21 protein-coding genes and 1 pseudogene are annotated in these 20,020 nt (G+C 68.4%); 9 read left to right on the top strand and 13 right to left on the bottom strand.

The window, feature by feature from the left end; translation table 11 throughout:
- Positions 1 to 139: 139 nt before the first annotated feature.
- Genes O7R11_RS05055 through O7R11_RS05020 form a run of 8 tightly spaced genes read right to left on the bottom strand, consistent with a single transcriptional unit; the run spans position 140 to position 6,389 of the window.
- Entirely contained in the window at positions 140 to 523 is a 384-nt protein-coding gene (locus O7R11_RS05055; RefSeq protein WP_337996404.1) for a helix-turn-helix domain-containing protein, read from the bottom strand.
- The gene (locus O7R11_RS05050; RefSeq protein WP_337996403.1) at positions 520 to 1,110 is read right to left on the bottom strand and encodes a Smr/MutS family protein; all 591 of its coding nucleotides are present in this window, start codon (positions 1,108 to 1,110) and stop codon (positions 520 to 522) included. Before O7R11_RS05050 ends, O7R11_RS05055 begins: the two co-directional genes overlap by 4 nt.
- On the bottom strand, positions 1,103 to 1,771 hold the full coding sequence (locus O7R11_RS05045; RefSeq protein ID WP_337996402.1) for a LutC/YkgG family protein: 669 nt from the start codon (positions 1,769 to 1,771) through the stop codon (positions 1,103 to 1,105). Before O7R11_RS05045 ends, O7R11_RS05050 begins: the two co-directional genes overlap by 8 nt.
- Positions 1,768 to 2,292 (bottom strand): hypothetical protein, encoded by a 525-nt coding sequence (locus O7R11_RS05040; protein WP_337996401.1) that lies wholly within the window; start codon positions 2,290 to 2,292, stop codon positions 1,768 to 1,770. The genes O7R11_RS05045 and O7R11_RS05040 overlap by 4 nt, the downstream gene beginning before the upstream one ends.
- Positions 2,282 to 3,739 carry a lactate utilization protein B gene (locus O7R11_RS05035; RefSeq protein ID WP_337996400.1) on the bottom strand — a complete coding sequence of 486 codons (1,458 nt, stop codon included), beginning with the start codon at positions 3,737 to 3,739 and terminating at the stop codon, positions 2,282 to 2,284. The genes O7R11_RS05040 and O7R11_RS05035 overlap by 11 nt, the downstream gene beginning before the upstream one ends.
- Positions 3,736 to 4,512, bottom strand: coding sequence for a (Fe-S)-binding protein (locus O7R11_RS05030; RefSeq protein WP_337996399.1), 777 nt, complete (start codon positions 4,510 to 4,512; stop codon positions 3,736 to 3,738). Before O7R11_RS05030 ends, O7R11_RS05035 begins: the two co-directional genes overlap by 4 nt.
- Positions 4,513 to 4,519: 7 nt before the next feature.
- Positions 4,520 to 5,713 (bottom strand): murein transglycosylase A, encoded by a 1,194-nt coding sequence (mltA, locus tag O7R11_RS05025; RefSeq protein ID WP_337996398.1) that lies wholly within the window; start codon positions 5,711 to 5,713, stop codon positions 4,520 to 4,522.
- Positions 5,700 to 6,389, bottom strand: coding sequence for a Tim44/TimA family putative adaptor protein (locus O7R11_RS05020; RefSeq protein WP_337996397.1), 690 nt, complete (start codon positions 6,387 to 6,389; stop codon positions 5,700 to 5,702). Before O7R11_RS05020 ends, mltA begins: the two co-directional genes overlap by 14 nt.
- A gap of 139 nt (positions 6,390 to 6,528) precedes the next feature.
- Here O7R11_RS05020 and O7R11_RS05015 point away from each other — a divergent pair, with 139 nt between their 5' ends.
- The 3 genes from O7R11_RS05015 (at position 6,529) to O7R11_RS05005 (ending at position 8,639) form a co-directional block, all read left to right on the top strand.
- Positions 6,529 to 6,987 (top strand): FxsA family protein, encoded by a 459-nt coding sequence (locus O7R11_RS05015; RefSeq protein ID WP_337996396.1) that lies wholly within the window; start codon positions 6,529 to 6,531, stop codon positions 6,985 to 6,987.
- A gap of 76 nt (positions 6,988 to 7,063) precedes the next feature.
- Positions 7,064 to 7,540 carry a protein-export chaperone SecB gene (secB, locus tag O7R11_RS05010; RefSeq protein ID WP_337996395.1) on the top strand — a complete coding sequence of 159 codons (477 nt, stop codon included), beginning with the start codon at positions 7,064 to 7,066 and terminating at the stop codon, positions 7,538 to 7,540.
- 451 nt (positions 7,541 to 7,991) lie between these two features.
- Complete coding sequence (locus tag O7R11_RS05005) at positions 7,992 to 8,639, top strand: hypothetical protein (RefSeq protein WP_337996394.1); 648 nt, start codon at positions 7,992 to 7,994, stop codon at positions 8,637 to 8,639.
- 283 nt (positions 8,640 to 8,922) lie between these two features.
- Here the strand turns inward: O7R11_RS05005 and O7R11_RS05000 are convergent, their stop codons facing one another.
- Together O7R11_RS05000 and O7R11_RS04995 are read right to left on the bottom strand one after the other, a co-directional pair.
- Positions 8,923 to 9,714 (bottom strand): DUF1848 domain-containing protein, encoded by a 792-nt coding sequence (locus tag O7R11_RS05000; RefSeq protein ID WP_337996393.1) that lies wholly within the window; start codon positions 9,712 to 9,714, stop codon positions 8,923 to 8,925.
- Positions 9,711 to 9,941, bottom strand: coding sequence for a DUF1178 family protein (locus tag O7R11_RS04995; RefSeq protein ID WP_337996392.1), 231 nt, complete (start codon positions 9,939 to 9,941; stop codon positions 9,711 to 9,713). Before O7R11_RS04995 ends, O7R11_RS05000 begins: the two co-directional genes overlap by 4 nt.
- Positions 9,942 to 10,217: 276 nt before the next feature.
- On the opposite strand from O7R11_RS04995, the gene dnaK reads away from it, so the two are divergent.
- The 4 genes from dnaK to nth all read left to right on the top strand — a co-directional run bounded on the left by dnaK (position 10,218) and on the right by nth (position 15,046).
- A complete protein-coding gene (gene dnaK, locus O7R11_RS04990; protein WP_337996391.1) occupies positions 10,218 to 12,134 on the top strand; it encodes a molecular chaperone DnaK in 1,917 nt (638 codons plus the stop codon).
- Between the two features lie 102 nt (positions 12,135 to 12,236).
- Entirely contained in the window at positions 12,237 to 13,373 is a 1,137-nt protein-coding gene (gene dnaJ / locus O7R11_RS04985; RefSeq protein WP_337996390.1) for a molecular chaperone DnaJ, read from the top strand.
- Positions 13,374 to 13,398: 25 nt separating this feature from the next.
- Positions 13,399 to 14,199: a 4-hydroxy-tetrahydrodipicolinate reductase gene (dapB, locus tag O7R11_RS04980; RefSeq protein ID WP_337996389.1), complete on the top strand. Its 801-nt coding sequence runs from the start codon at positions 13,399 to 13,401 to the stop codon at positions 14,197 to 14,199.
- 202 nt (positions 14,200 to 14,401) lie between these two features.
- Entirely contained in the window at positions 14,402 to 15,046 is a 645-nt protein-coding gene (gene nth / locus O7R11_RS04975) for an endonuclease III (protein WP_337996388.1), read from the top strand.
- A 160-nt stretch (positions 15,047 to 15,206) separates the two neighbouring features.
- Here nth and O7R11_RS04970 read toward each other — a convergent pair whose 3' ends face one another.
- From O7R11_RS04970 to O7R11_RS04960, 3 genes are all read right to left on the bottom strand, one after another.
- Positions 15,207 to 15,668 carry a hypothetical protein gene (locus O7R11_RS04970; protein ID WP_337996387.1) on the bottom strand — a complete coding sequence of 154 codons (462 nt, stop codon included), beginning with the start codon at positions 15,666 to 15,668 and terminating at the stop codon, positions 15,207 to 15,209.
- Positions 15,669 to 15,674: 6 nt separating this feature from the next.
- Positions 15,675 to 16,169 carry a bactofilin family protein gene (locus tag O7R11_RS04965; RefSeq protein ID WP_337996386.1) on the bottom strand — a complete coding sequence of 165 codons (495 nt, stop codon included), beginning with the start codon at positions 16,167 to 16,169 and terminating at the stop codon, positions 15,675 to 15,677.
- 186 nt (positions 16,170 to 16,355) lie between these two features.
- Complete coding sequence (locus O7R11_RS04960) at positions 16,356 to 17,033, bottom strand: EI24 domain-containing protein (RefSeq protein WP_337996385.1); 678 nt, start codon at positions 17,031 to 17,033, stop codon at positions 16,356 to 16,358.
- Between the two features lie 128 nt (positions 17,034 to 17,161).
- Between O7R11_RS04960 and O7R11_RS04955 the strand changes: the two are divergent.
- Positions 17,162 to 18,151, top strand: a pseudogene (locus O7R11_RS04955) (adenosine kinase).
- 42 nt (positions 18,152 to 18,193) lie between these two features.
- On the top strand, positions 18,194 to 20,020 hold the full coding sequence (gene typA, locus O7R11_RS04950) for a translational GTPase TypA (protein ID WP_337996384.1): 1,827 nt from the start codon (positions 18,194 to 18,196) through the stop codon (positions 20,018 to 20,020).

Below are 20,020 nucleotides of genomic sequence, written 5' to 3'. Positions count from 1 at the left end.
AGCAGCTCAAATGGCGGCATTCCACTCAGCCCGCTCCACAGCCGCCATTCCCCTTCCGGCCCAACTTAGTCACGGGGTCAAGGGGGCCGAGTCCCCTTGCGGGTCCGGGCGGAGCCCGGCCTGGTTTTCCCTCCCCGCCCTACGACGGCGGGTGGCCGGGGCCTTTGCCGCGCAGGGTGGCGAGGGCGAGGCGCAGTTCGCGGGCGTCTTCTTCCGGCAGGTCGCGGATCGCCTCGGCGAGTTCGTTGGCGAGGCGGGTGGTTTCCGCGGGGAGTCCGGCGGTATCCAGGGTGACGCGCGGGCGGGAGAGGGTGGCGAGGCGTTTGAGGTATTCGACTTCGTCCCAGATCAGGTTGAAGTAGCCGCAGATCTGCTGGACGAGGCCGGGGGTGGGGCTGCCGCGGCGGCCGTGTTCCAGCGCGGAGAGGTAGGCGGCGGAGATGTTGAGGTCGGCGGCCATGCGGGTCAGCGTCAGGCCGCGGCGGGCGCGGAGTTCGCGCAGGCGGGCGCCGAACGGGGTCATGCGGTGCGTTCCCGTTTGAGGAAGACGTAGAGCGCGCCCTCGCCGCCGTGGCGCGGCTGGGCGTAGGAAAAGCTGAGGACGAGGGGGCGGAGGGCCGGTTCGTTGAGCCAGCGCGGCACCTCGGCCCTGAGGATTCCCTCGCCTTCGCCGCTTTGGCGGCCTTTTCCGGTGATCACCAGGACCATGCGGCGGCGCGCCGCGGCGGAGCCCTGGATGAAGCGGGTGAGCGCGATGTGCGCCGCCTCGCGGGTGAGGCCGTGGAGGTCGATGCGGGCCTCGATCTCCATATCGCCTTTCTTGAAGCGCTCCGCGGTGCGTTTGTCCACCCCGGCGGTGGAGCCGTGGGTGAGCGCCGGGGCTTTGCGTTCCCGTTTCGCAGCGCCGGGTTCGGGGCGCGGCAGGCGCGGCCCGGGCAGCTGCGGCGGGGCGGCGGGATCGGGTTCGGGCAGCGGTTCTTCCGCCTCCGGAACGACCACCGGCGGGGTTTCGGCGAGCGGTTTGACGCGGCTGGTGAGGCGGGCCCAGAGTTCCGCGTCCTCCCGCGAGATCAGGGGCTTGCGGCGGCGGCGCTTCGGCTCGTCAGTCATCGTCCTCGACCAGGATGAAGATCGCGCGCGGGCCGTGCACGCCGACCTGGAGGGTGAGTTCGATATCGCCGGTGCGCGACGGCCCGGTGATCAGGTTGACGGTGCGCGGGCGGCGGCCGGGGCCGCGCAGCGCGGCGAGCGCGTCGTCGAGGCCCGCGTGGATCGCCGCGGCGGAAAGGGTGACGATGTGGATCGCGGGCAGGAAGTTGAGGCTGGTCGGGGTTTCCGGGTCGGAGGCGAGGACGACGCTGCCGGTTTCGGCGATGCCCGCGGCGGCGCGGGTGACGCCGGCCGCATCTTCCGGCTGCGCCGCGCCGGCATGCGCGCCGCCCGGCCGATCGTCGAGGCCCGCGAAGCGCGGCAGGTCGGCGCGGACGACCGGCCCCGCGGGCGCATGTTCGGCGAGGATTTTGCGGATTGCCGCCTCCGAGGCGGCGGCCCCGGCGGTGCGCAGCACCGTGGCGCCGGATGCGGATGCGGCGGCGCAGAAGGTTTCCGCCAGGGTTCCCGCCTTCGCCGCCGCCGCGACGTGGGCGAGCCCCGGGCCGCGGGGGCGCTCGGCAAGGCGGCGTTCCGCCGCTGCGGCGCGCTCCGCGGCGGAACCGGGGAGGCGGGCGGCGACGGCGGCGAGCGCCGCGGCGCGCCCGTCGGCGGCGGTCATTTGCGCCCTCCCCGCGTCAGCGCGCCGTCTTCGCGCAGGCTCGCCATGTCGGCGTCGCCGCGCAGCGCCGCGGCGATGTCGGCGAGGCCGTTGACGACGAAGGCGCGCCAGTTGCCCGAGGGCGCATGGCAGATCTGGCCGGTGCGCTCGTTGGAGAGGACGACGCCGCCCATGCTCCACAACAGGTCCCAGTTGTTGAGGTTCTGCATCATCGCCTGGCGGGTGCGCTCGTGCAGGCGATGCATCACCCAGAGGCGGACGAAGAAGGCGTAGAGCACCACCGAAAGCACGAGCGCCAGCACGCCGACGATGATTCCCACCACCACCAGCAGCGCCAGGCTGATCAGCACCATGAGCAGCAGCGGCGCGACGTTGTCCCACGGGCTGTAGGTGGGGGAATGGCCCTGGTTGAACACCCGGAAGTCGGTGAACACCTTGAGGCGGCCGGAGCTGATGCCGTGTTGCAGCACCCGGTAGTCGAATTCCTTTTCCAGCCGCTGCCGGCGCGATTCACTGGCCATCTGCTCCGTCCCCCTCGGCGGCTCGCCCGGTGCGGTCCCCGCGGTAGGCGCGCGCGACGAAGCCGCCGCCCTGCGGCACCGGCAGGTCGCGGAAGCGCGTCCACCCGCCCGCCAGCGGCCAGCGCCGCAGCGCCCCGGCGCGGCGCCCGGCGAGGCGCAACGCCGCCGCGGCGAGGCGGCCCGCCCCGCGGTACAGACTCGGATGTTGCGCCAGAAACGTCCACAGACGCAAGCCCATGCGGCTGCGCGCCGAGGTCAGCGCCGCGGCGTGGGTTTCCTCCCGCAGGCGGCGCAGCAGGTCCGGCAGCGGAATCTTCATCGGGCAGACCTCGGCGCAGCGGCCGCACATCGTGCAGGCATGCGGCAGGTGGCGCGCTTCCTCCAGGCTTTGCAGCAGGGGGGTGAGCACCGAGCCCATGGGGCCGACGTAGACCGCTCCGTAGGCGTGGCCGCCGACCGCGGCGAAGATCGGGCAGTGGTTGATGCACGCGCCGCAGCGGATGCAGCGCAGCATCTCCTCGTATTTGCCGCCGAGCATGGCGCTGCGGCCGTTGTCGAGGATCACCACGTGGCAGGCCGCCGGGCCGCCGCGTTCCCCCGGTTGCGCCACGCCGCCGGAGAGCGTGGTGTAGCTCGAGGCCGCCTGGCCGGTGGCGGAGCGGCCGAGCACGCGCAGCACCGTCGCCGCATCCTCCAGGGTCGGCACCAGCTTCTCGATCGAGGCGACGACGATGTGGCAGCGCGGCAGCGACTGGGTGAGGTCGCCGTTGCCCTCGTTGGTGACCAGCACCGCGTCGCCGGTTTCCGCGATCAAGAGGTTGGCCCCGGTGATGCCGACGTCGGCGGAGAGAAAGCGGGCGCGCAGCTCGGCGCGGGCCTCGGCCAAGAGCGCCTCGTGGGTGGAAAGGTCGCGTTCCGCCGGGCGGTGCGGGTGCGCGGCGCGGAAGGTCTCCGCCACCTGCTCCTTCTTCACATGGCAGGCGGGGGCGATGATGTGGCTGGGCGGCTCGCCGCGCAGCTGCACGATGTATTCGCCGAGGTCGGTCTCCACCGGGGTGAAGCCCTGGGATTCCAGGTAGGGGTTGAGGCCGATCTCCTCGGTGACCATGGACTTGCCCTTGGTCACCAGCTTCGCCCCCTCGCCGCGGCAGATCGCGGCGATGGTCTCGCGGGCGGATGCGGCATCGGCGCAGAGGTGGACGACGCCGCCTCGCGCCTCCGCCGCGGCGATAAAACGTTCCAGGTACGCATCGAGGTTTTCGACGACGTGGCGCTTCACCGCCGCGCCCGCATCGCGCAGCGCCTCGAACTCCGGCGTCGCGGCGACGGCGCGGGTGCGGTTGCCGCGGAAGATGGTGCGCACGTTGACCAGCGCCGCCTGGAGTTTTTCGTCGGCCAGCGCGTCGCGCGCATTGGCGGGGAAGCCGCCGCTGGAGAGCGGAGTCATTCTTCCGGCTCCGCGATGCCGGGGGTTTGCGTATCCCCGGCCAGCACCTCGGCGACGTGGCGCACCTCCATCGCCGAGCCCATGCGGCGCAGGCGGCCCGCGATGTTGAGCAGGCAGCCCATGTCTCCGGCGAGCAGCATGTCCGCGCCGGTGGCGAGCGCCGCCTTCGCCTTTTCCTCTACCATATGGCCGGAGATCTCCGGATTCTTCACGCAGAAGGTGCCGCCGAAGCCGCAACATTCCTCCGGCTCGTCGATTTCGCGCAATTCCAGCCCGTCCACCGAGGCGAGCAGCTTGCGCGGCTGGGACAGCACCTTCATCTCGCGCCGCGCCGAGCAGCTGTCGTGATAGGCGGCGGAGGCAGAGCGTTCCACCTCGACCGTTTCGATACCGCAAATATCCACCAGGAAGGCGGTGAGTTCATGCGTCTTGGCGGAAAGGCGCGCCGCGCGCGGCCCCCACTGCGCATCGTCGGCGAAAAGCGCGGGGTAGTGCTCGCGGATCATTCCGGCGCAGGAGCCGGACGGCACCACCACCGCGTCGTAATCCTCGAACTCGGCGATCACCCGCTTCGCCAGGCGCTTCGCGCCTTCGCGGTCGCCGGAGTTGAACGAGGGCTGGCCGCAACAGGTCTGCCCCGGCGGCACCGCAACCGTGAGCCCCGCATCGCGCAGCAGCTTGATCGCGGCGAAGCCCACGGCGGGGCGGAAGGTCTCCACCAGGCAGGTGGCGAACAGCGCGACGCGGCGCGGCAGGGGAGAGGGGGCGGTCATCGCGGGCTCACGAAGCGGGGGCCGCATCGGCGAACACCGGCGCGGCGGCGGGAATCAGCACGAAATAGCGGCCCGGGCTCTTCATCCGCCCGGCCTTGGCGAGCGCGGGCTCCCCCGACCCCCAGAAGAAGTCGCCGCGCACCGCGCCCTTGATCGCGCTGCCGATGTCCTGCGCCACCATCAGGCGGGTGAGCGGCTTGCCGTCGGGATCGACGCTATCCAGCCACACCGGCGCGCCGAGCGGCACCACCGCCGGGTCCACCGCGAGGCTGCGCATCGGCGTGAGCGGCACGCCGAGCGCGCCGACCGGCCCTTCGCCGTCGATCAGGCGGAAGAAGATGAAGCGCGGGTTCTCCTGCATCAGGCGCTCCGCCTGGCGCGGATAGGCGTGCAGCCAGGCGCGGATTTCCGGCATCGAGGCCTTGCCCGGCTCGATCAGCCTGGCGTCCAGCAGGATGCGCCCCAGGCCCTTGAACGGCCTGCCGTTGTTGCCCGCATAGCCGATGCGGAAGCGCCGCCCGTCGGGCAGAAGGACCCGCGAGGAACCCTGGATCTGCGCGACGTGCAGGTCCACCAGATCGTCCACCCAGAACAATACCGGCGCCACCTTGGCGATCGCCCCGGATTCGATCTCGGCGCGGGCGGGATAGGGCGCGACGCGGCCGTCCTTCAGCCGCCCGGTGAGCTTGCGCCCGTCCTGCACCCGCTCCACCAGGTCGATCGGCCGCCCGTAGACCGGATAGGGAAAGTAGGGCGAGGAGAACATCGAGCCGCTCAATTCGGCTTCGTAATAACCCGTGAAGAGGCCCTCGTCCGCGCCGTCCGCCGCGGTGACGCGATAGGGAATGAACGCCTCCCGCAGGGCGGCGCGCAGGGCCGCGGCGTCCGCCGTCTCCGGCAGGCGGGCGCAGGCGCGCTGCCAATCCGCCGCAGGCCGGGCAAACGCGCCCGCGCCCACCGCCGCATCCGGCGGCTTGCGCGAAAACGCGCCGCAGGAGCGGCGCAAGGCGGGGAGCGCATGCTCCACCGCGTCGGTTTCCCATCCGGGCAGGGAGTCGAAACTTGCCGTCTCGGCCTTGAACCCGGCCTGGGGTTCCGGCGGCGGAAACGCCTCGTGCTGCGCGCACGCGCCGGTCAGCAACAGCGCGCAAACCGCCAGCCCGCGCCGAATCGCGGAATGCGCCGCGTCAGGCCTCGACACTTCGGGTGACCATGAGTTTCCAGTTCGGATCGCCGGTGCCGACATCGCGGCTGAACGTCCAGATGTCGGTGAGGGTGGCGATGAAATTGGCGTCGCCGTCCACCACCGCGCCCTCGGCGTTGCGTGTCACGTTGACCTGCTCGGTGACGAACTCCACCGAAACCACGGCGTCGCGGCCCTTCATCGCCGCCTCGGTGATCTTCGCCGACTTGATGGAAATCACCTGGGTCTCGGCGGTCTCGCCCGCCGTCTCGCGCTCCTGCACCGCGAGGGCGAAGTTGGAGAAGACCTCGGTGCCGAGATAGGGGCGGATGTCCTCCAGGCGGCCCTCGGCGAAGGCGCAGACGATCATCTCGAAGGCCTTGCTCGCGCCGCCCAAAAAACCCTCGGGGTCGAAATCCGGGTCGGCGGCCTGAATCTGCGCCAGCCCCTCCCCCACCTGCGGGTCGGTGCCCGGCGGCAGGATCAGGGCGGGGGGAACAACCGGCTCCTCGGCGGTGCGCGCATCGGCGAGGTCCACCACGTTGTCGTGGTCCGTTTTGCGGCCCCCCATCAAATCCTCCGGGGTCTGCTCGTAGCCGCCGCGCCGCCCAAGAACGTTGCGCAACCGATACACCAGGAATCCGGCGATCAGCGCCAGGAAGATCAGGTCGAGAATCTGAAAGCTGCCGTCCATTGTCGGTCCCGATGCTGGCGCCGATCTCTCCGGCGAAAGAAGAACAATTGGACGCGGCCCGCCGGAATCGTCCATGATCGACAGGGCGCGCCGCCCGCTATTATCTGGAAATTAAGCGGTCTTACCCGAAAGAACAAGCATGCCGTTCCCCTTTCCCCTGCTCATTCTCGCCCTGCCGCTCGTCGAACTCGCCGGGCTGATCGTCGTGGGCTCGCACGTCGGCGCGCTGCCGGTGATCGCCTGGGTGATCGTCAGCGCCATCATCGGCGCCAACATCCTGCGCATCGCCGGGTGGGAAACCGGGCGAAAGGTGCAGGCGGCGATGGCCCGCGGCGAGATGCCGCTCTCCGAGATGCTCTCCGGCGCGGCGCTCTCCGTCGCCGCGCTGCTGCTCATCCTGCCCGGCTTCCTCACCGACATCCTCGGCCTGCTGCTGCTCATCGGGCCGCTGCGGCGCGCCATCGGCGGGCTGATCGCGGCGCGCGCCGCGCACACCGCCCAGCACGGCGGCTCCACCGTGATCGAGGGCGAATTCACCGTGGTCGATGAGCCGCCCGAGCCGCCGCAGGGCCTGCCGCCGCAGGACGAACCGCGCTGACGCTCCGGATTCCTTTGACCCGCAGGGGGCCTTTCGGCTACGAAAAGGCACCCTTCCCTTCACCGGAGATGCTGTAATGACCGAAGGACAGGACGCCGCCGGCGCCGAAAACCAGACCCCCGCCCCGCCGCTGACGATCAACGGCCAGTTCATCAAGGACTTCTCCTTCGAGGCGCCGCACGTCCCGGAAATCTTCGCCGACATGGCGAGCGGCGACGGCCCCTCCATCGGCATCTCCGTGGACGTCAAGGCCACCCAACTGCATGCCGAGATGTACGAGGTGGACCTCATCCTCAACGTCGAGGCCAAGACCGAAGAGAAACCCGCCTTCCTGGTGGAAATCCTCTATTGCGGCATCGTCACCCTCAACGTCCCCGAGGAACACCTGAAGCCGATGCTGTTCATCGAAGTGCCGCGCCACCTCTTCCCGTTCGCGCGCGCCGTGGTCGCCGGCATCACCCGCGACGCGGGCTTCCCGCCCTTGATGATCGCCCCCATCGACTTCGTCGAAATCTACCAGCAGCGCATGGCCGAAGCCGAAGCCAAGGCGTAAAGGTAAAAACTTCGCGGAGGGTCGCGGACCCTCCGCGCTTCCCCTAAGTTTTTCGCCGCGCAGCGGCAGTCAACGATTACGCCGCGTGACGTAATTTATCGCGCTACGCGCAAAAACCGAAATTCATGGGGTCTGGGGACGAGTCCCCAGCAGGGTCCGGGGCACGGAGAACGCCGAAGGCGTTCGTAGGGACGTTGCCGAAGGCAACGGTCCGAGGCGGAGCCGAGGATGAGAAAAATGCCTCAAGCATTTTTCGAACTGCGCCCCGGCCTTGTTTTATGTGATACAGGCCTTAAATACCGATATTCGTCATACTTCCTTGCGTTTTTCGGTGAAATTTTGTAGAATGCCAGCAAGAACTCGCAAAAATCAGGGGGATTGCCATGCGTAAAAAATACGAAATTCGTTATTTTCTGATGCCGCCCCGTCCTCCGGGGGCGGTTTTCCCATCGTGCCCGCGGGCGACACCGTTGACCGGCGTTTGCGCTCCCTGATGGAGCATCCGCTGTATCACGACCCCGCGGACGACCGGCTGCGCGCGCACGTGACGCAGGAGTTCGCCCGCGCCTACCCCGACGCCGAGGCATACGACGCGGCCGGGCGCACCCTCCGCTCCGGCCCGGCGATCCGGGATGCGGAAGAGCAGAATCGGGGGTGGATGGATAAGAATTTTCCGAATCAACCCGGCCCGCGCGACAAGCTAGCCGCGCTGAAGGAGGGCCAGAGCCTGACCCACCCTCTGACACGGCAGAACAAAGATATAAACGCCGACGGCTTCAACGACCTGCACTATGCAAGCGGAAAGAGCAACCTGGACACGACCGCCACCTTAACTTTTACCCGTGATGGCGGTAACATCCGGGTGGAAGGGGACCAGGCGCACCGCTGGCGCGACGTCTACGACTGGCAGAAGGATACCTCCTTCCTGGGCGGACTGGTCACCGGCGACGAGATGCTCGTGCTGGAGAATCAGGGCAAGGCCAAGCCGTTCGACATGCACGGCGAATGGGGGGGGCCGCCGGTCAGCGGGCGTATTCCCATCGGCGACGACGGCAGCCTGGGCGAGCCCGAGATCGATTGGAGCGGCGGCAAACAGTAAAGCGGAGGGGAACGGGATGAAGGAACGGCACAAGGAAATCTACACGCGGCGTCAAGATGTCCCGAAAGCCAAAACGTTCCGGAGGGCCATCTCCGCCTCGGAAACGCCCACTGGGCGTTTCCGCCGCCGTCGGCGAACGGCTCCGGCCTCCCCTAAGTTTTTCGCCGCGTAGCGGCAATACCCGCCACGCCGCGCGATGATTGTCTCGCGCTACGCGCAAAAAAGTTATGAGGTCTGGGGACCGAGTCCCCAGCGGGGTCCGGGGCAGCGCCCCGGCCTTTTTTTATGCGGCATAGCAATAACGGCAACCGAAGCGGCAGGTGGCGAAGGTGCCGATATCGCGCGACTGGGCGCAGCGGCAGGTGGGGCGGTGCGGTTTGGCGGCGGCGGCGATGGGGCGGCCCGCGATGCGGGAGAGACGGGCCGCATCGATGCAGGCGGCATCGCGCACGCCTTCGATCAGCAGCTCCGGCTGGGCGCAGAGGCTGAGGGCGAGGCCGTGGCCCGCCGCGATGTCGCGGAACGTGGCGAGGGCGGTGCGCTTTTCCGCCGCGTCCGGGTCGCGGGCGGCCTGCCCCGCGAGGCCGCGTCTGGTCTTCGCATAGAACTGGGCGAAGGAGAGCGCCGCCTCGTCGGTCGCGCCCTTGATCGCGGCAGCGAGCTCGGCGAAGTGCTCCGCGTGCCAGTCCCAGGTTTGGGTTTCGGTGATCAGCACGGGGTCGTAGCGCCAGACCACGGACTCCTTGCCGAATCGGTCGGCGAGCGCGTGGAGGGTTTCCGCGCCCTTGCGCCAGTCCGGCACGCCGGGCTCCAGCTCCGCGCCGTAGCCGGTGACGGTGTAGTGAACGAAGAAGGGCACGCCGTCCTCCGCGACGCGGTCGAGGCAGCCGAAGAAGGGTCTGGCCGCGCGCGTCCAGAAGACGATGCCGTCCACCTCCTCCGGTTTCAGGCTGACGCGGTAGGGTTTGCGGTTGTAGGGGTTTTCCACCTCGGCGAAGCCCGCGGCCCAGCGTTCGGCGAACCAGGCGGAAAAGAACGCCGGAATATCGGTGCGGTAGCTCGCCGAGACGATCATCCGTCCAGCGCCGGGCAGCCGCAGGCGCACACCGGCCTGCCGCAGGGGGTGGCGGGAGCGGCCTGCTTGCCCACGGCGGGGGCCATGATCGCCTTGGCGACCTCGGTGGAACCGCACTCCGGGCAGGCGACCGAAGCGGCGGCGAGGTCCGCGTCGCAGGCGTCCGCGTTGCGGAACCAGGAGTCGAAGGCGTGGCCATGGGCGCAGCGCAGGCGGTAGCGGATCATCGGGGGACCTCCGGCCTTGGCAATCGGCGGAAAACAGTGCTAATACCTCATCTCCGCGTGCCGTATCTCCTGTTGCGGCGCGCTTCGCCTTTTCTTATATCGTCCGGTGACAATCGGACAAGGGTTTGCCGCGATTCCCGCTCGCCACTGCGGCGCGGCGGCCCCCTTGTGGAAACCGTAAGACGGAATTCGTCCCTGGGGGTTCGTTGGGGTGCTTATGTCAAGGCCATGCGGCCGAGGCCCCGGTGAACCTGCCGTAACAAACAGAGGTTCAAGATGAGCAAAGTTATCGGTATCGACCTGGGTACCACCAATTCCTGCGTCGCCATCATGGATGGCAAGGACGCCCGCGTGATCGAAAATGCCGAAGGCACCCGCACCACGCCGTCGATGGTGGCGTTCTCGGATTCCGGCGAGCGCCTGGTCGGCCAGCCGGCGAAGCGCCAGGCCGTGACCAACCCGGAAAAGACGCTGTTCGCGATCAAGCGCCTGATCGGCCGCCGCTATGACGACCCGATGGTGGGCAAGGACAAGGACCTGGTCCCCTACAAGATCGTCCCCGGCGACAACGGCGACGCCTGGGTGGAAACCGACGGGCAGAAGTACGCGCCCAGCCAGATTTCCGCCTTCATCCTACAGAAGATGAAGGAAACCGCCGAATCCTTCCTCGGCGAGAAGGTCACCCAGGCGGTGATCACCGTGCCCGCCTACTTCAACGACAGCCAGCGCCAGGCGACCAAGGACGCGGGCAAGATCGCGGGCCTCGAGGTTCTGCGCATCATCAACGAGCCCACCGCCGCGGCCCTCGCCTATGGCCTGGACAAGAACAACACCGGTGTGATCGCGGTCTACGACCTCGGCGGCGGCACCTTCGACGTGTCGGTCCTCGAGATCGGCGACGGCGTGTTCGAGGTGAAGTCCACCAACGGCGACACCTTCCTGGGCGGCGAGGACTTCGACGCGCGGATCATCGACTACCTCGCCGACGAGTTCAAAAAGGAATCCGGCATCGACCTGCGCAAGGACCGCCTGGCCCTGCAACGCCTGAAGGAAGCCGCCGAAAAGGCGAAGATCGAGCTGTCCTCGGCGATGCAGACCGACGTCAACCTGCCGTTCATCACCGCGGACCAGAACGGGCCGAAGCACCTCAACGTCAAGCTCACCCGCGCCAAGCTGGAAGCCCTGGTCGAGGACCTGATCGCGCGGACCATCGGCCCGTGCAAGGCCGCGCTCAAGGACGCGGGGCTCAAGCCCTCGGAAATCGACGAGGTGATCCTGGTCGGCGGCATGACCCGCATGCCGAAGATCCAGGAAACGGTGAAGCAGTTCTTCGGCCGCGAGCCGCACAAGGGCGTCAACCCGGACGAAGTGGTCGCCATCGGCGCCGCGATCCAGGGCGGCGTGCTGAAGGGCGAGGTCAAGGACGTGCTGCTGCTCGACGTGACGCCGCTGTCGCTCGGCATCGAGACCCTGGGCGGCGTGTTCACCCGGCTGATCGACCGCAACACCACGATCCCGACCCGCAAGGGCCAGATCTTCTCCACCGCCGAGGACAGCCAGACCGCGGTGACCATCCGGGTGTTCCAGGGCGAGCGCGAAATGGCGGCGGACAACAAGCTCCTCGGCCAGTTCGACCTGGTGGGCATTCCGCCCGCGCCGCGCGGCTTCCCGCAGATCGAGGTGACCTTCGACATCGACGCCAACGGCATCGTCAACGTTTCCGCCAAGGACAAGGCGACCAACAAGGAGCAGGTGATCCGCATCCAGGCTTCCGGCGGTCTTTCCGACGACGAGATCCGGAACATGGTGCACGACGCCGAGGCCAACGCCGCCGCGGACAAGGCGCGCCGCGAACTGGTGGAGGCGAAGAACCACGCCGACGCGCTGATGCACTCGACGGAAAAGAGCCTCTCCGAACACGCCGACAAGGTGCCGCCGGAGGTCAAGGCCAAGATCGAGGCCGATGTCGCCGCGCTCAAGACCGCCGCGGCGGGCGACGACCTCGACGACATCAAGGCCAAGACCGCGGCGCTCGCCCAGTCGGCGATGAAGCTCGGCGAGGCGATGTACAAGGACCAGGCCGCCGAGGCCGCGCCGGAGGCGGAAGCCGCCGGGGCGCAGCAGCAGGCCAAGCCGGGCGACGACGCCGTCGTCGATGCCGACTTCGAGGAAGTCGATAACACCAAGAAGTAACCCACTCTTCCCGGATGCGGACCTCGGGCGGAACCCATCGCGGTTCCGCCCGGTTTCGCAGGGGAGGCACGGGCCATCGGTTGCCGCGACGCGAGGGAATGGGTGAGTAAGCGCGACTACTATGAAGTTCTGGGGGTGTCCCGCACCGCCTCTGCCGACGAGCTGAAAAAGGCCTACCGCAAGCTCGCCATGCAGTATCACCCGGACCGCAATCCGGGCGATCAGGAAGCGGAACTCGCCTTCAAGGAAATCAACGAGGCCTACGAAATCCTCAAGGACGACCAGAAGCGGGCCGCCTACGACCGTTACGGCCACCGCGCCTTCGAACAGGGCGGCGCGCGGCCGGGCGGCGGCTTCGATTTCGAGTTCGCCTCCGGCTTCTCCGACATCTTCGACGAAATGTTCGGCGAGTTCATGGGCGGCGGACGCCGCGGCGGCGGCGGCGGCGCGATGCGCGGCGCCGACCTGCGCTACAACATGACGATCACCCTGGAGGAAGCCTTCGCCGGGGTCAAAACCGCCATCGAAATCCCCACCTCCGTCCCCTGCGAGGCGTGCAAGGGCAGCGGCGGCAAGGACGGCGCGGAGCCGGTGACCTGCCCCACCTGCCGCGGCGCGGGCAAGGTGCGCGCGCAGCAGGGCTTCTTCACCATCGAGCGCACCTGCCCCACCTGCCACGGCCAGGGCCGGGTGATCAAGGACCCCTGCACCGCCTGCGGCGGCAGCGGCCGGGTGCAGAAGGCGAAGACCCTGCAGGTCGCCATCCCCGCGGGCGTCGAGGAGGATACCCGCATCCGCCTCTCCGGCGAGGGCGAGGCGGGCCTGCGCGGCGCGCCGCCCGGCGACCTCTACATCTTCCTGTCGATCAAGCCGCACCGCATCTTCCAGCGCCAGGGCGCGGACATCTATTGCACCGTGCCGATCCCGATGAGCACCGCTGCGCTCGGCGGCGCCGTGGAAGTGCCCACCATCGACGGCGGCCGCGCCAAGATCGACATCCCGCGCGGCACCCAGACCGGCGCGCAGTTCCGCCAGAAGGGCAAGGGCATGAGCGTGTTGCGCAGCCCGGCGCGCGGTGACATGTTCGTCCGTACGGTGGTCGAAACCCCGGTCAACCTGTCGAAACGCCAGGAAGAGCTGCTGCGCGAGTTCGCGGCCGAGGCGGGCGAGGACCACAGCCCGGAATCCACCAGCTTCTTCAAGAAGGTGAAGGAGTTCTGGGAGGACCTGACGGAATAAACGCAGCAACAGGGGGAACCAGACCATGAAGTTCGGAATCGTCGGGTGCGGCGGACGCATGGGCCGCCTCTTGATGAAGCTCATCCTCGAAGGCGGCGGACATGCGATCGCAGGCGGCACGGAACGCGAAGGTTCGCCGCTGATCGGCCAGGACCTCGGCACGCTCGCCGGGTGCGCGCCCATCGGCATCGCCGCGCAGGCGGATGCGCGCGCCGCCTTCGCCGATGCCGACGCGCTGATCGATTTCACCACCCCCGCCACCGCGCGCGCCACCGCGCGCCTCGCCGCGGAAACCGGAACCCCCGCCGTCATCGGCACCACCGGCCTCTCCCCGGAAGACCTGGCGGAGATCCGCGCCTGCGCCGCCAAGGCGGCGATCCTCCAGTCGTTCAACATGAGCCTCGGGGTCAACCTGCTGGCCGCCCTGGTGAAGAACGCCGCCGCCGCCCTGCCCGCGGAAGCCTTCGACATCGAAATCGTCGAAATGCACCACAAGCACAAGGTCGATGCCCCCTCCGGCACCGCCATCCTCCTCGGCGAGGCCGCCGCGGAAGGCCGCAGCGTCGCCCTCGCCGAAGTCACCCAGAGCGGCCGCCACGGCCATACCGGCGAACGCCGCATGGGCGATATCGGCTTCGCCGCCCTGCGCGGCGGCGACGTGGTCGGCGAACATACCGTCATCCTCGCGGGCGCGGGCGAACGCATCGAACTCACCCACCGCGCCACCGCGCGCAGCATCTTCGCCACCGGCGGCCTCCGCGCCGCCGCCTGGCTCGCCGGAAAGAAACCCGGCCTCTACGCGATGACCGACGTGCTGGGGATGTAAAAACCAAAACCTTGCGGGGGGACTCGGTCCCCCCGCGCCCCCCATAACTTGTTTTTGCGCGAAGCGCCATAAGCCTACGACGGTTGCAACAAAGGCGTTGCCTGCCGCTTCGCGGCGAAAAACAAGTTAACGGGTCAAGGGGACCGAGTCCCCTTGCGGGTCCAGGGCGGAGCCCTGGCCTTGTTTTTCGAAAGGCGAAGCCATGGCCACGGCGTTGAGCGAGTCCGAAATCCGGGAGATGTTTTCGCGGCTGCGGGCGGCGAATCCGGAGCCGCAGGGGGAGCTGGAGCACGTCAACCCCTACACCCTGCTGGTGGCGGTGGTGCTGTCGGCGCAGGCGACCGACAAGGGAGTGAACAAGGCGACGAGGCCCCTGTTCGCGCGGGTGGACACGCCGGAACAGATGGTCGCCCTGGGCGAGCCGGCGCTCGCCGAGGCGATCCGCACCATCGGACTTTACAAGACCAAGGCGAAGAACGTCATCGCGCTGAGCGGGAAGCTGATCGCCGCGTTCGGCGGCCAGGTGCCGCGCGACCGCGAGGCCCTGGAATCGCTGCCCGGGGTCGGGCGCAAGACCGCCAACGTGGTGCTCAACATCGCCTTCGGCGTGCCGACCATCGCGGTGGACACCCACGTCTTCCGCGTCGGCAACCGCACCGGGCTGGCCCCGGGCAAGACGCCGCTGGAGGTGGAAAAGGGCCTGGAGGCGGCGATTCCCGCCGAGTTCAAGCGCCACGCCCACCACTGGCTGATCCTGCATGGGCGCTATACCTGCAAGGCCCAGCGCCCGCAGTGCCCGGCCTGCCCCATCGCCACCCTCTGCCGTTTCGACAGCAAAACGGTTTGAGGCAAAAACCGGACCGGGCGCTGCCCGGACCCGCAAGGGGTCGCGGACCCCTTGACCCCCCGCTTTTTTCACCGCGAAGCGGCAGGCTTATGGCGCTTCGCGCAAAAAACAAAGTTATGGGGAGCGCGAGGGGGCCGCGACCCCTCGCAACATTTCAGCTTTACCGCGGTTTTTCCTGGCGCGTCTGCCAGACCTCGCCGAGGCAGGCGCCGGGGCGGATTTTCTTCACCAGGCGGGAGCGTTCCTGGACGTAGACGACGCGCGAGCCGTTGCCTTCGTCGTAGAGGAAGACATCGACGAAGCAGTTCGGGCGTTCGAACAGCCAGACCTGGGCGGGCGGATCGTGGCGGGTGCGCGCGGGCGGGCCGAGGATGACGGTGACGTCGGCGGCGGACAGTCCGTTGAGCAGCGCGCCGTCGAGGCTTCTGGTTTGGCCGGGCGGCGCGTCGAGACGGACCGGCGCGTCGGGGTGGGCGAGCGCGGCGAGCGCCCGGGTGAGCGCGGGGTCGAAGCGCGGGCGTTCCTGCAGGCCGGGTCCGGCGCAGGCGGCGGTGAGGAAAAGCAGGAAGGCTGCCGCCGCGGCGCGCAGGGGACGCCGCGGCATATCGGTCGGGCAGGACAAGAGCGGTCAGCTCCTGCCGTCGTCGGCGCTGTCGGAGGGCATCATCAGCCCCTTGACCGGCGCGGACTTGCGCGGCTGGGGGGTCAGCGTACCTTCGACGATGCCGCCTTTCTCCATCACCAGGTTGGTATAGCGGATGGTGCCGCGCACCACGCCGCCGGGTTTGACCGTGGCGGTATCGGAGACGGTGAGGTTGCCGTCGAACAGGCCGGAGATTTCCGCGTTGGCGACGGTGGCGGTGCCTTTGAAGGTGCCGCCGCGGGAGACCACGACCATGCGCGCCTCGGTGAGGTCGGCTTCCACCTGGCCTTCGACGACCAGGCAGTCGCATGAGGAGATCGCGCCGGAGAGGCGGATTTCCCGGCCGACGACCAGCCTTTTGCCGTCGCCCGCCAGTCCTTCCGGGGTTGCGGGTTTGCGCTGCGCGCCGGGGATGTCGAGGACGCGGCGGGGAATATCGTTGCGGAAGGGCTGTTGGGGCGCAGAGGGTTTGCTCGGCATGTGGCTACCCCTTTTCGAGAACGGTTTGAGCGGTGGAGCGGACTCCGGCGCGGCGGCGGGTTCGGAGGCGGGGGTCTCCTTGTCTTGGACTTCTTCCGGCACCTGCGCCGGTCCCAGCCCGGACAAACGGAACATATCGGTTCTCCCTCTATTGCTTGCGGGGCTATCCCTCGTCTGCGGTCCCTTTCAGGGACTCTTGGGTGCGGGAGTGCGCGCGGTCTCCAGCATGTGGACCATGAAGATCATCGCGACCACCGGCGCCACGATGCCGACCACCGGCACCGCCATACCGACCGCGAAAACCGCGCCTGCTCCCCACAATCGAAAGAAATGCCGCTTGCGCAAAGCGTTGGTCTGTTTCAGATCGACGCGTCGGACAGCGGCCATTTCAAAATACTCAACCGACACAAGATAGCCGTTGATCGCAATAAACACAAAGATATTCACGCCGGGAATGATGAACGTCAGCAACAGCGTGAGAAGATTCAGGGCAAGAGTCTTTCCGGCAAAGTTGATCGTCCCGATGAGGATTTCCGTCAGAGGTTGTTCCCGCCCCGCGCCGCGCTCCGGATAGTGCAGGGTTTCGACGCGGCGGCAGATCGCTTCGGAGAACAGGCCGATCAGCACGGTGACCAGCGCCGGATAGATCAGCGCGCCCGCGACCACCGCGACCAGGCCCCCCGCCGCGGCGATCAGCGCGTTGACGGTTTCCCACCGGGTCTCGGAAAGGAAGGTGAGCCCCCACCACACCCCGGCGACCACCGCGACGTAGAGCAGAAGCCCCAAACCGACCGCCCGCCACAGCACGCCGCGGGTGCGCGGGTCGGATAATTGCGCAAGGGATTTGACGAACAGACCAAACATCTATAGACCGCCTCGAAAGTTTCGTCCCTGCGGCATTCACGCAACCGCAACCCGGGACTGCTTGTGATCGGCCCGCGGCTGGGTATACTGCCGCCGCTTGAAGAACCGTTTTTTGGAGGAGCACGCGCATGTCCACGGCTCATGACGTGGTTGCCGTCGGCAACGCCATCGTCGATGTCCTGGCCCACGCCGACGAGGCCTTCCTCGCCGCGCACGGCATGGACAAGGGCATCATGACCCTGATCGACGCCGAGCGCGCCGAGGCAATCTATCGCGCCATGGGCCCGGGTGTCGAGTGTTCGGGCGGTTCGGCGGCCAACACCGCCGCGGTGATCGCCGCGCTCGGCGGCAGCCCGGCCTACATCGGCAAGGTGCGGGACGACCTCCTCGGCACGGTGTTCCGCCACGATATCGAGAAGGCGGGCGTCGCCTTCGGCTGCGTGCCCAGCGCCGACGGCGCTTCCACCGCGCGCTGCCTGATCCTGGTGACCGCCGACGGCGAGCGCACGATGAACACCTATCTCGGCGCCTGCCGCGAGCTGACCTCCGACGACGTGGACGCGGCGCTGATCGCCGACGCCAAGGCGGTCTACCTCGAAGGCTACCTGTGAGACGAGCCCGCCGCCAAGGCGGCGATGCTGAAGGCCTGCCACGCCGCCCGCGCCGCCGGGCGCACCGTGGCGCTGTCGCTCTCCGACCCGTTCTGCGTCAACCGCCACCGCGAGGAATTCCAGGACCTGGTGAAGCGCGAGGCGGATATCCTCTTCGCCAACGAGGACGAGGCGATGGCGCTGTTCGAGTCCGAAAGCTTCGACGCCGCGCTCGACGCGCTGCGCCCGCACGTGCGCCTTGCCGCGATCACCCGCGGATCCAACGGCTGCGTGGTGGTTGCGGGCGGGGAGACCCTTGCCGTGCCGTCCGACCCCGTGGAAGCGGTGGTGGACACCACCGGCGCGGGCGACGCCTTCGCCGCCGGTTTTTTGCGTGCCTATACGCAAGATCTCGACCTTTCCGCCTGCGGCCGCCTGGGCAACCTGGCAGCCGGGCAAATCATTACCCATTTCGGGGCCAGACCGGAGCGCCCCATGGGAGAACTGTACGCGCGGGCGACGGCTTGATCCGGCACCGTCTCGCACCGCCAACCTGACAGGACAAAGTTAATGCAGCGTCGCAATATCGCGATCATTGCGCACGTCGATCATGGCAAGACCACCCTGGTCGATAATTTGCTGAAGCAGAGCGGAACCTTCCGCGCCAACCAGATGGTGGCGGAACGCGCCATGGACTCCAACGACCTGGAGCGCGAGCGCGGCATCACCATTCTGGCGAAGTGCACCTCGGTGCTGTGGCACGACATCCGCATCAACATCGTCGATACCCCCGGCCACGCCGACTTCGGCGGCGAGGTGGAGCGCATCCTCGACATGGTGGACGGCGTGGTGGTGCTGGTGGACGCCGCCGAAGGCCCGCTGCCGCAGACCAAGTTCGTCGTCGGCAAGGCGTTGAAGCTTGGGCTCAGGCCGATCGTGGTGATCAACAAGGTGGACCGCGGCGACGCGCGTCCCGACGAAGTGCACGACGAAATCTTCGACCTGTTCGCGGCGCTGGACGCCAGCGAGGAGCAGCTGGACTTCCCGATGCTCTACGCGGTGGGGCGCGACGGCTGGGCGGCGAAGTCGCTGGACGATCCGCACACCGACCTCACCCCTCTGTTCGAGCTGATCGTCGCCCACGTGCCGGAGCCGGAGGCGAACCTGGAGAAGCCGTTCCGCATGCTGGCGACGACGCTGGAGGCCGACCCCTACCTCGGCCGCGTGCTCACCGGCCGCATCCTCGACGGGCGGGTCACCCGCAACATGGCGCTCAAGGCCCTCTCCCATACCGGCAACCCGGTCGAGCTGGCGCGCGCCAGCCAGATTCTCTCCTTCCGCGGCCTCGAGCGCGTGCCGGTGGACTCCGCCGAGGCGGGCGACATCATCGCGCTCGCCGGGTTCACCGACGCCACGGTGGCCGACACCCTGTGCGCGCCGGACGTCACCGAGGCGCTGGCGGCGCACCCGATCGACCCGCCGACCCTGGCGATGACCTTCTCGGTCAACGATTCGCCCTTGGCCGGGCGCGAGGGGACGAAGGTCACCGGGCGGATGATCGGCGAGCGCCTGAAGCGTGAGGCGGAGTGCAACGTGGCGCTGACCGTCAAGGAATCCACCGACCGCGACGCCTTCGAGGTGGGCGGCCGCGGCGAACTCCAGCTCGGCGTGCTGATCGAGACGATGCGCCGCGAGGGCTTCGAGATGTCGGTCTCGCGGCCGCGCGTGCTCTTCCGCGACAGCCCGGAAACCGGGGAGCGCGAGGAGCCGATCGAGGAGGTGGTGATCGACGTGGACGAGGAATACTCCGGCTCCGTGGTCGATAAGATGTCGCAGCGCAAGGCGGAGATGACCGAGATGCGCCCCTCCGGCGGCGGCAAGATGCGGCTCTCCTTCCTCGCGCCGTCGCGCGGGCTGATCGGCTATCACTCCGAATTCATGACCGACACCCGCGGCACCGGCGTGATGAACCGCCTGTTCCATGGCTACGCCCCCTACAAGGGCGCGATCGAAGGCCGCCGCAACGGCGTCCTCGTCTCCACCGCGCAGGGCACCTCGGTTCCCTACGCCCTGTGGTACCTGGAGGAACGCGGCCCGCTGTTCATCACCTCGGGCATCGACGTCTATACCGGCATGATCATCGGCGAGAACGCGCGCGGCCACGATCTCGAAGTCAACCCGCTGCGGGCGAAACAGCTCACCAACATCCGCACCACCTCCAAGGACGAGGCGGTCACCCTGACCACGCCGCGCAAGATGTCGCTGGAAGAGGCGCTCTCCTACATCGAGGACGACGAGCGGGTCGAGGTGACGCCCACCAACATCCGCCTGCGCAAGGCGATCCTCGACCCCAACGACCGCAAGCGCGCCGCCCGCGCCGCCCGCGATTCCGGCTGA

Origin of the sequence: Oleispirillum naphthae (assembly GCA_027864655.1) — a bacterium.
Taxonomy (GTDB): domain Bacteria; phylum Pseudomonadota; class Alphaproteobacteria; order Rhodospirillales; family Rhodospirillaceae; genus Oleispirillum; species Oleispirillum naphthae.
This window is presented reverse-complemented; position numbering and strand designations above follow the sequence as displayed.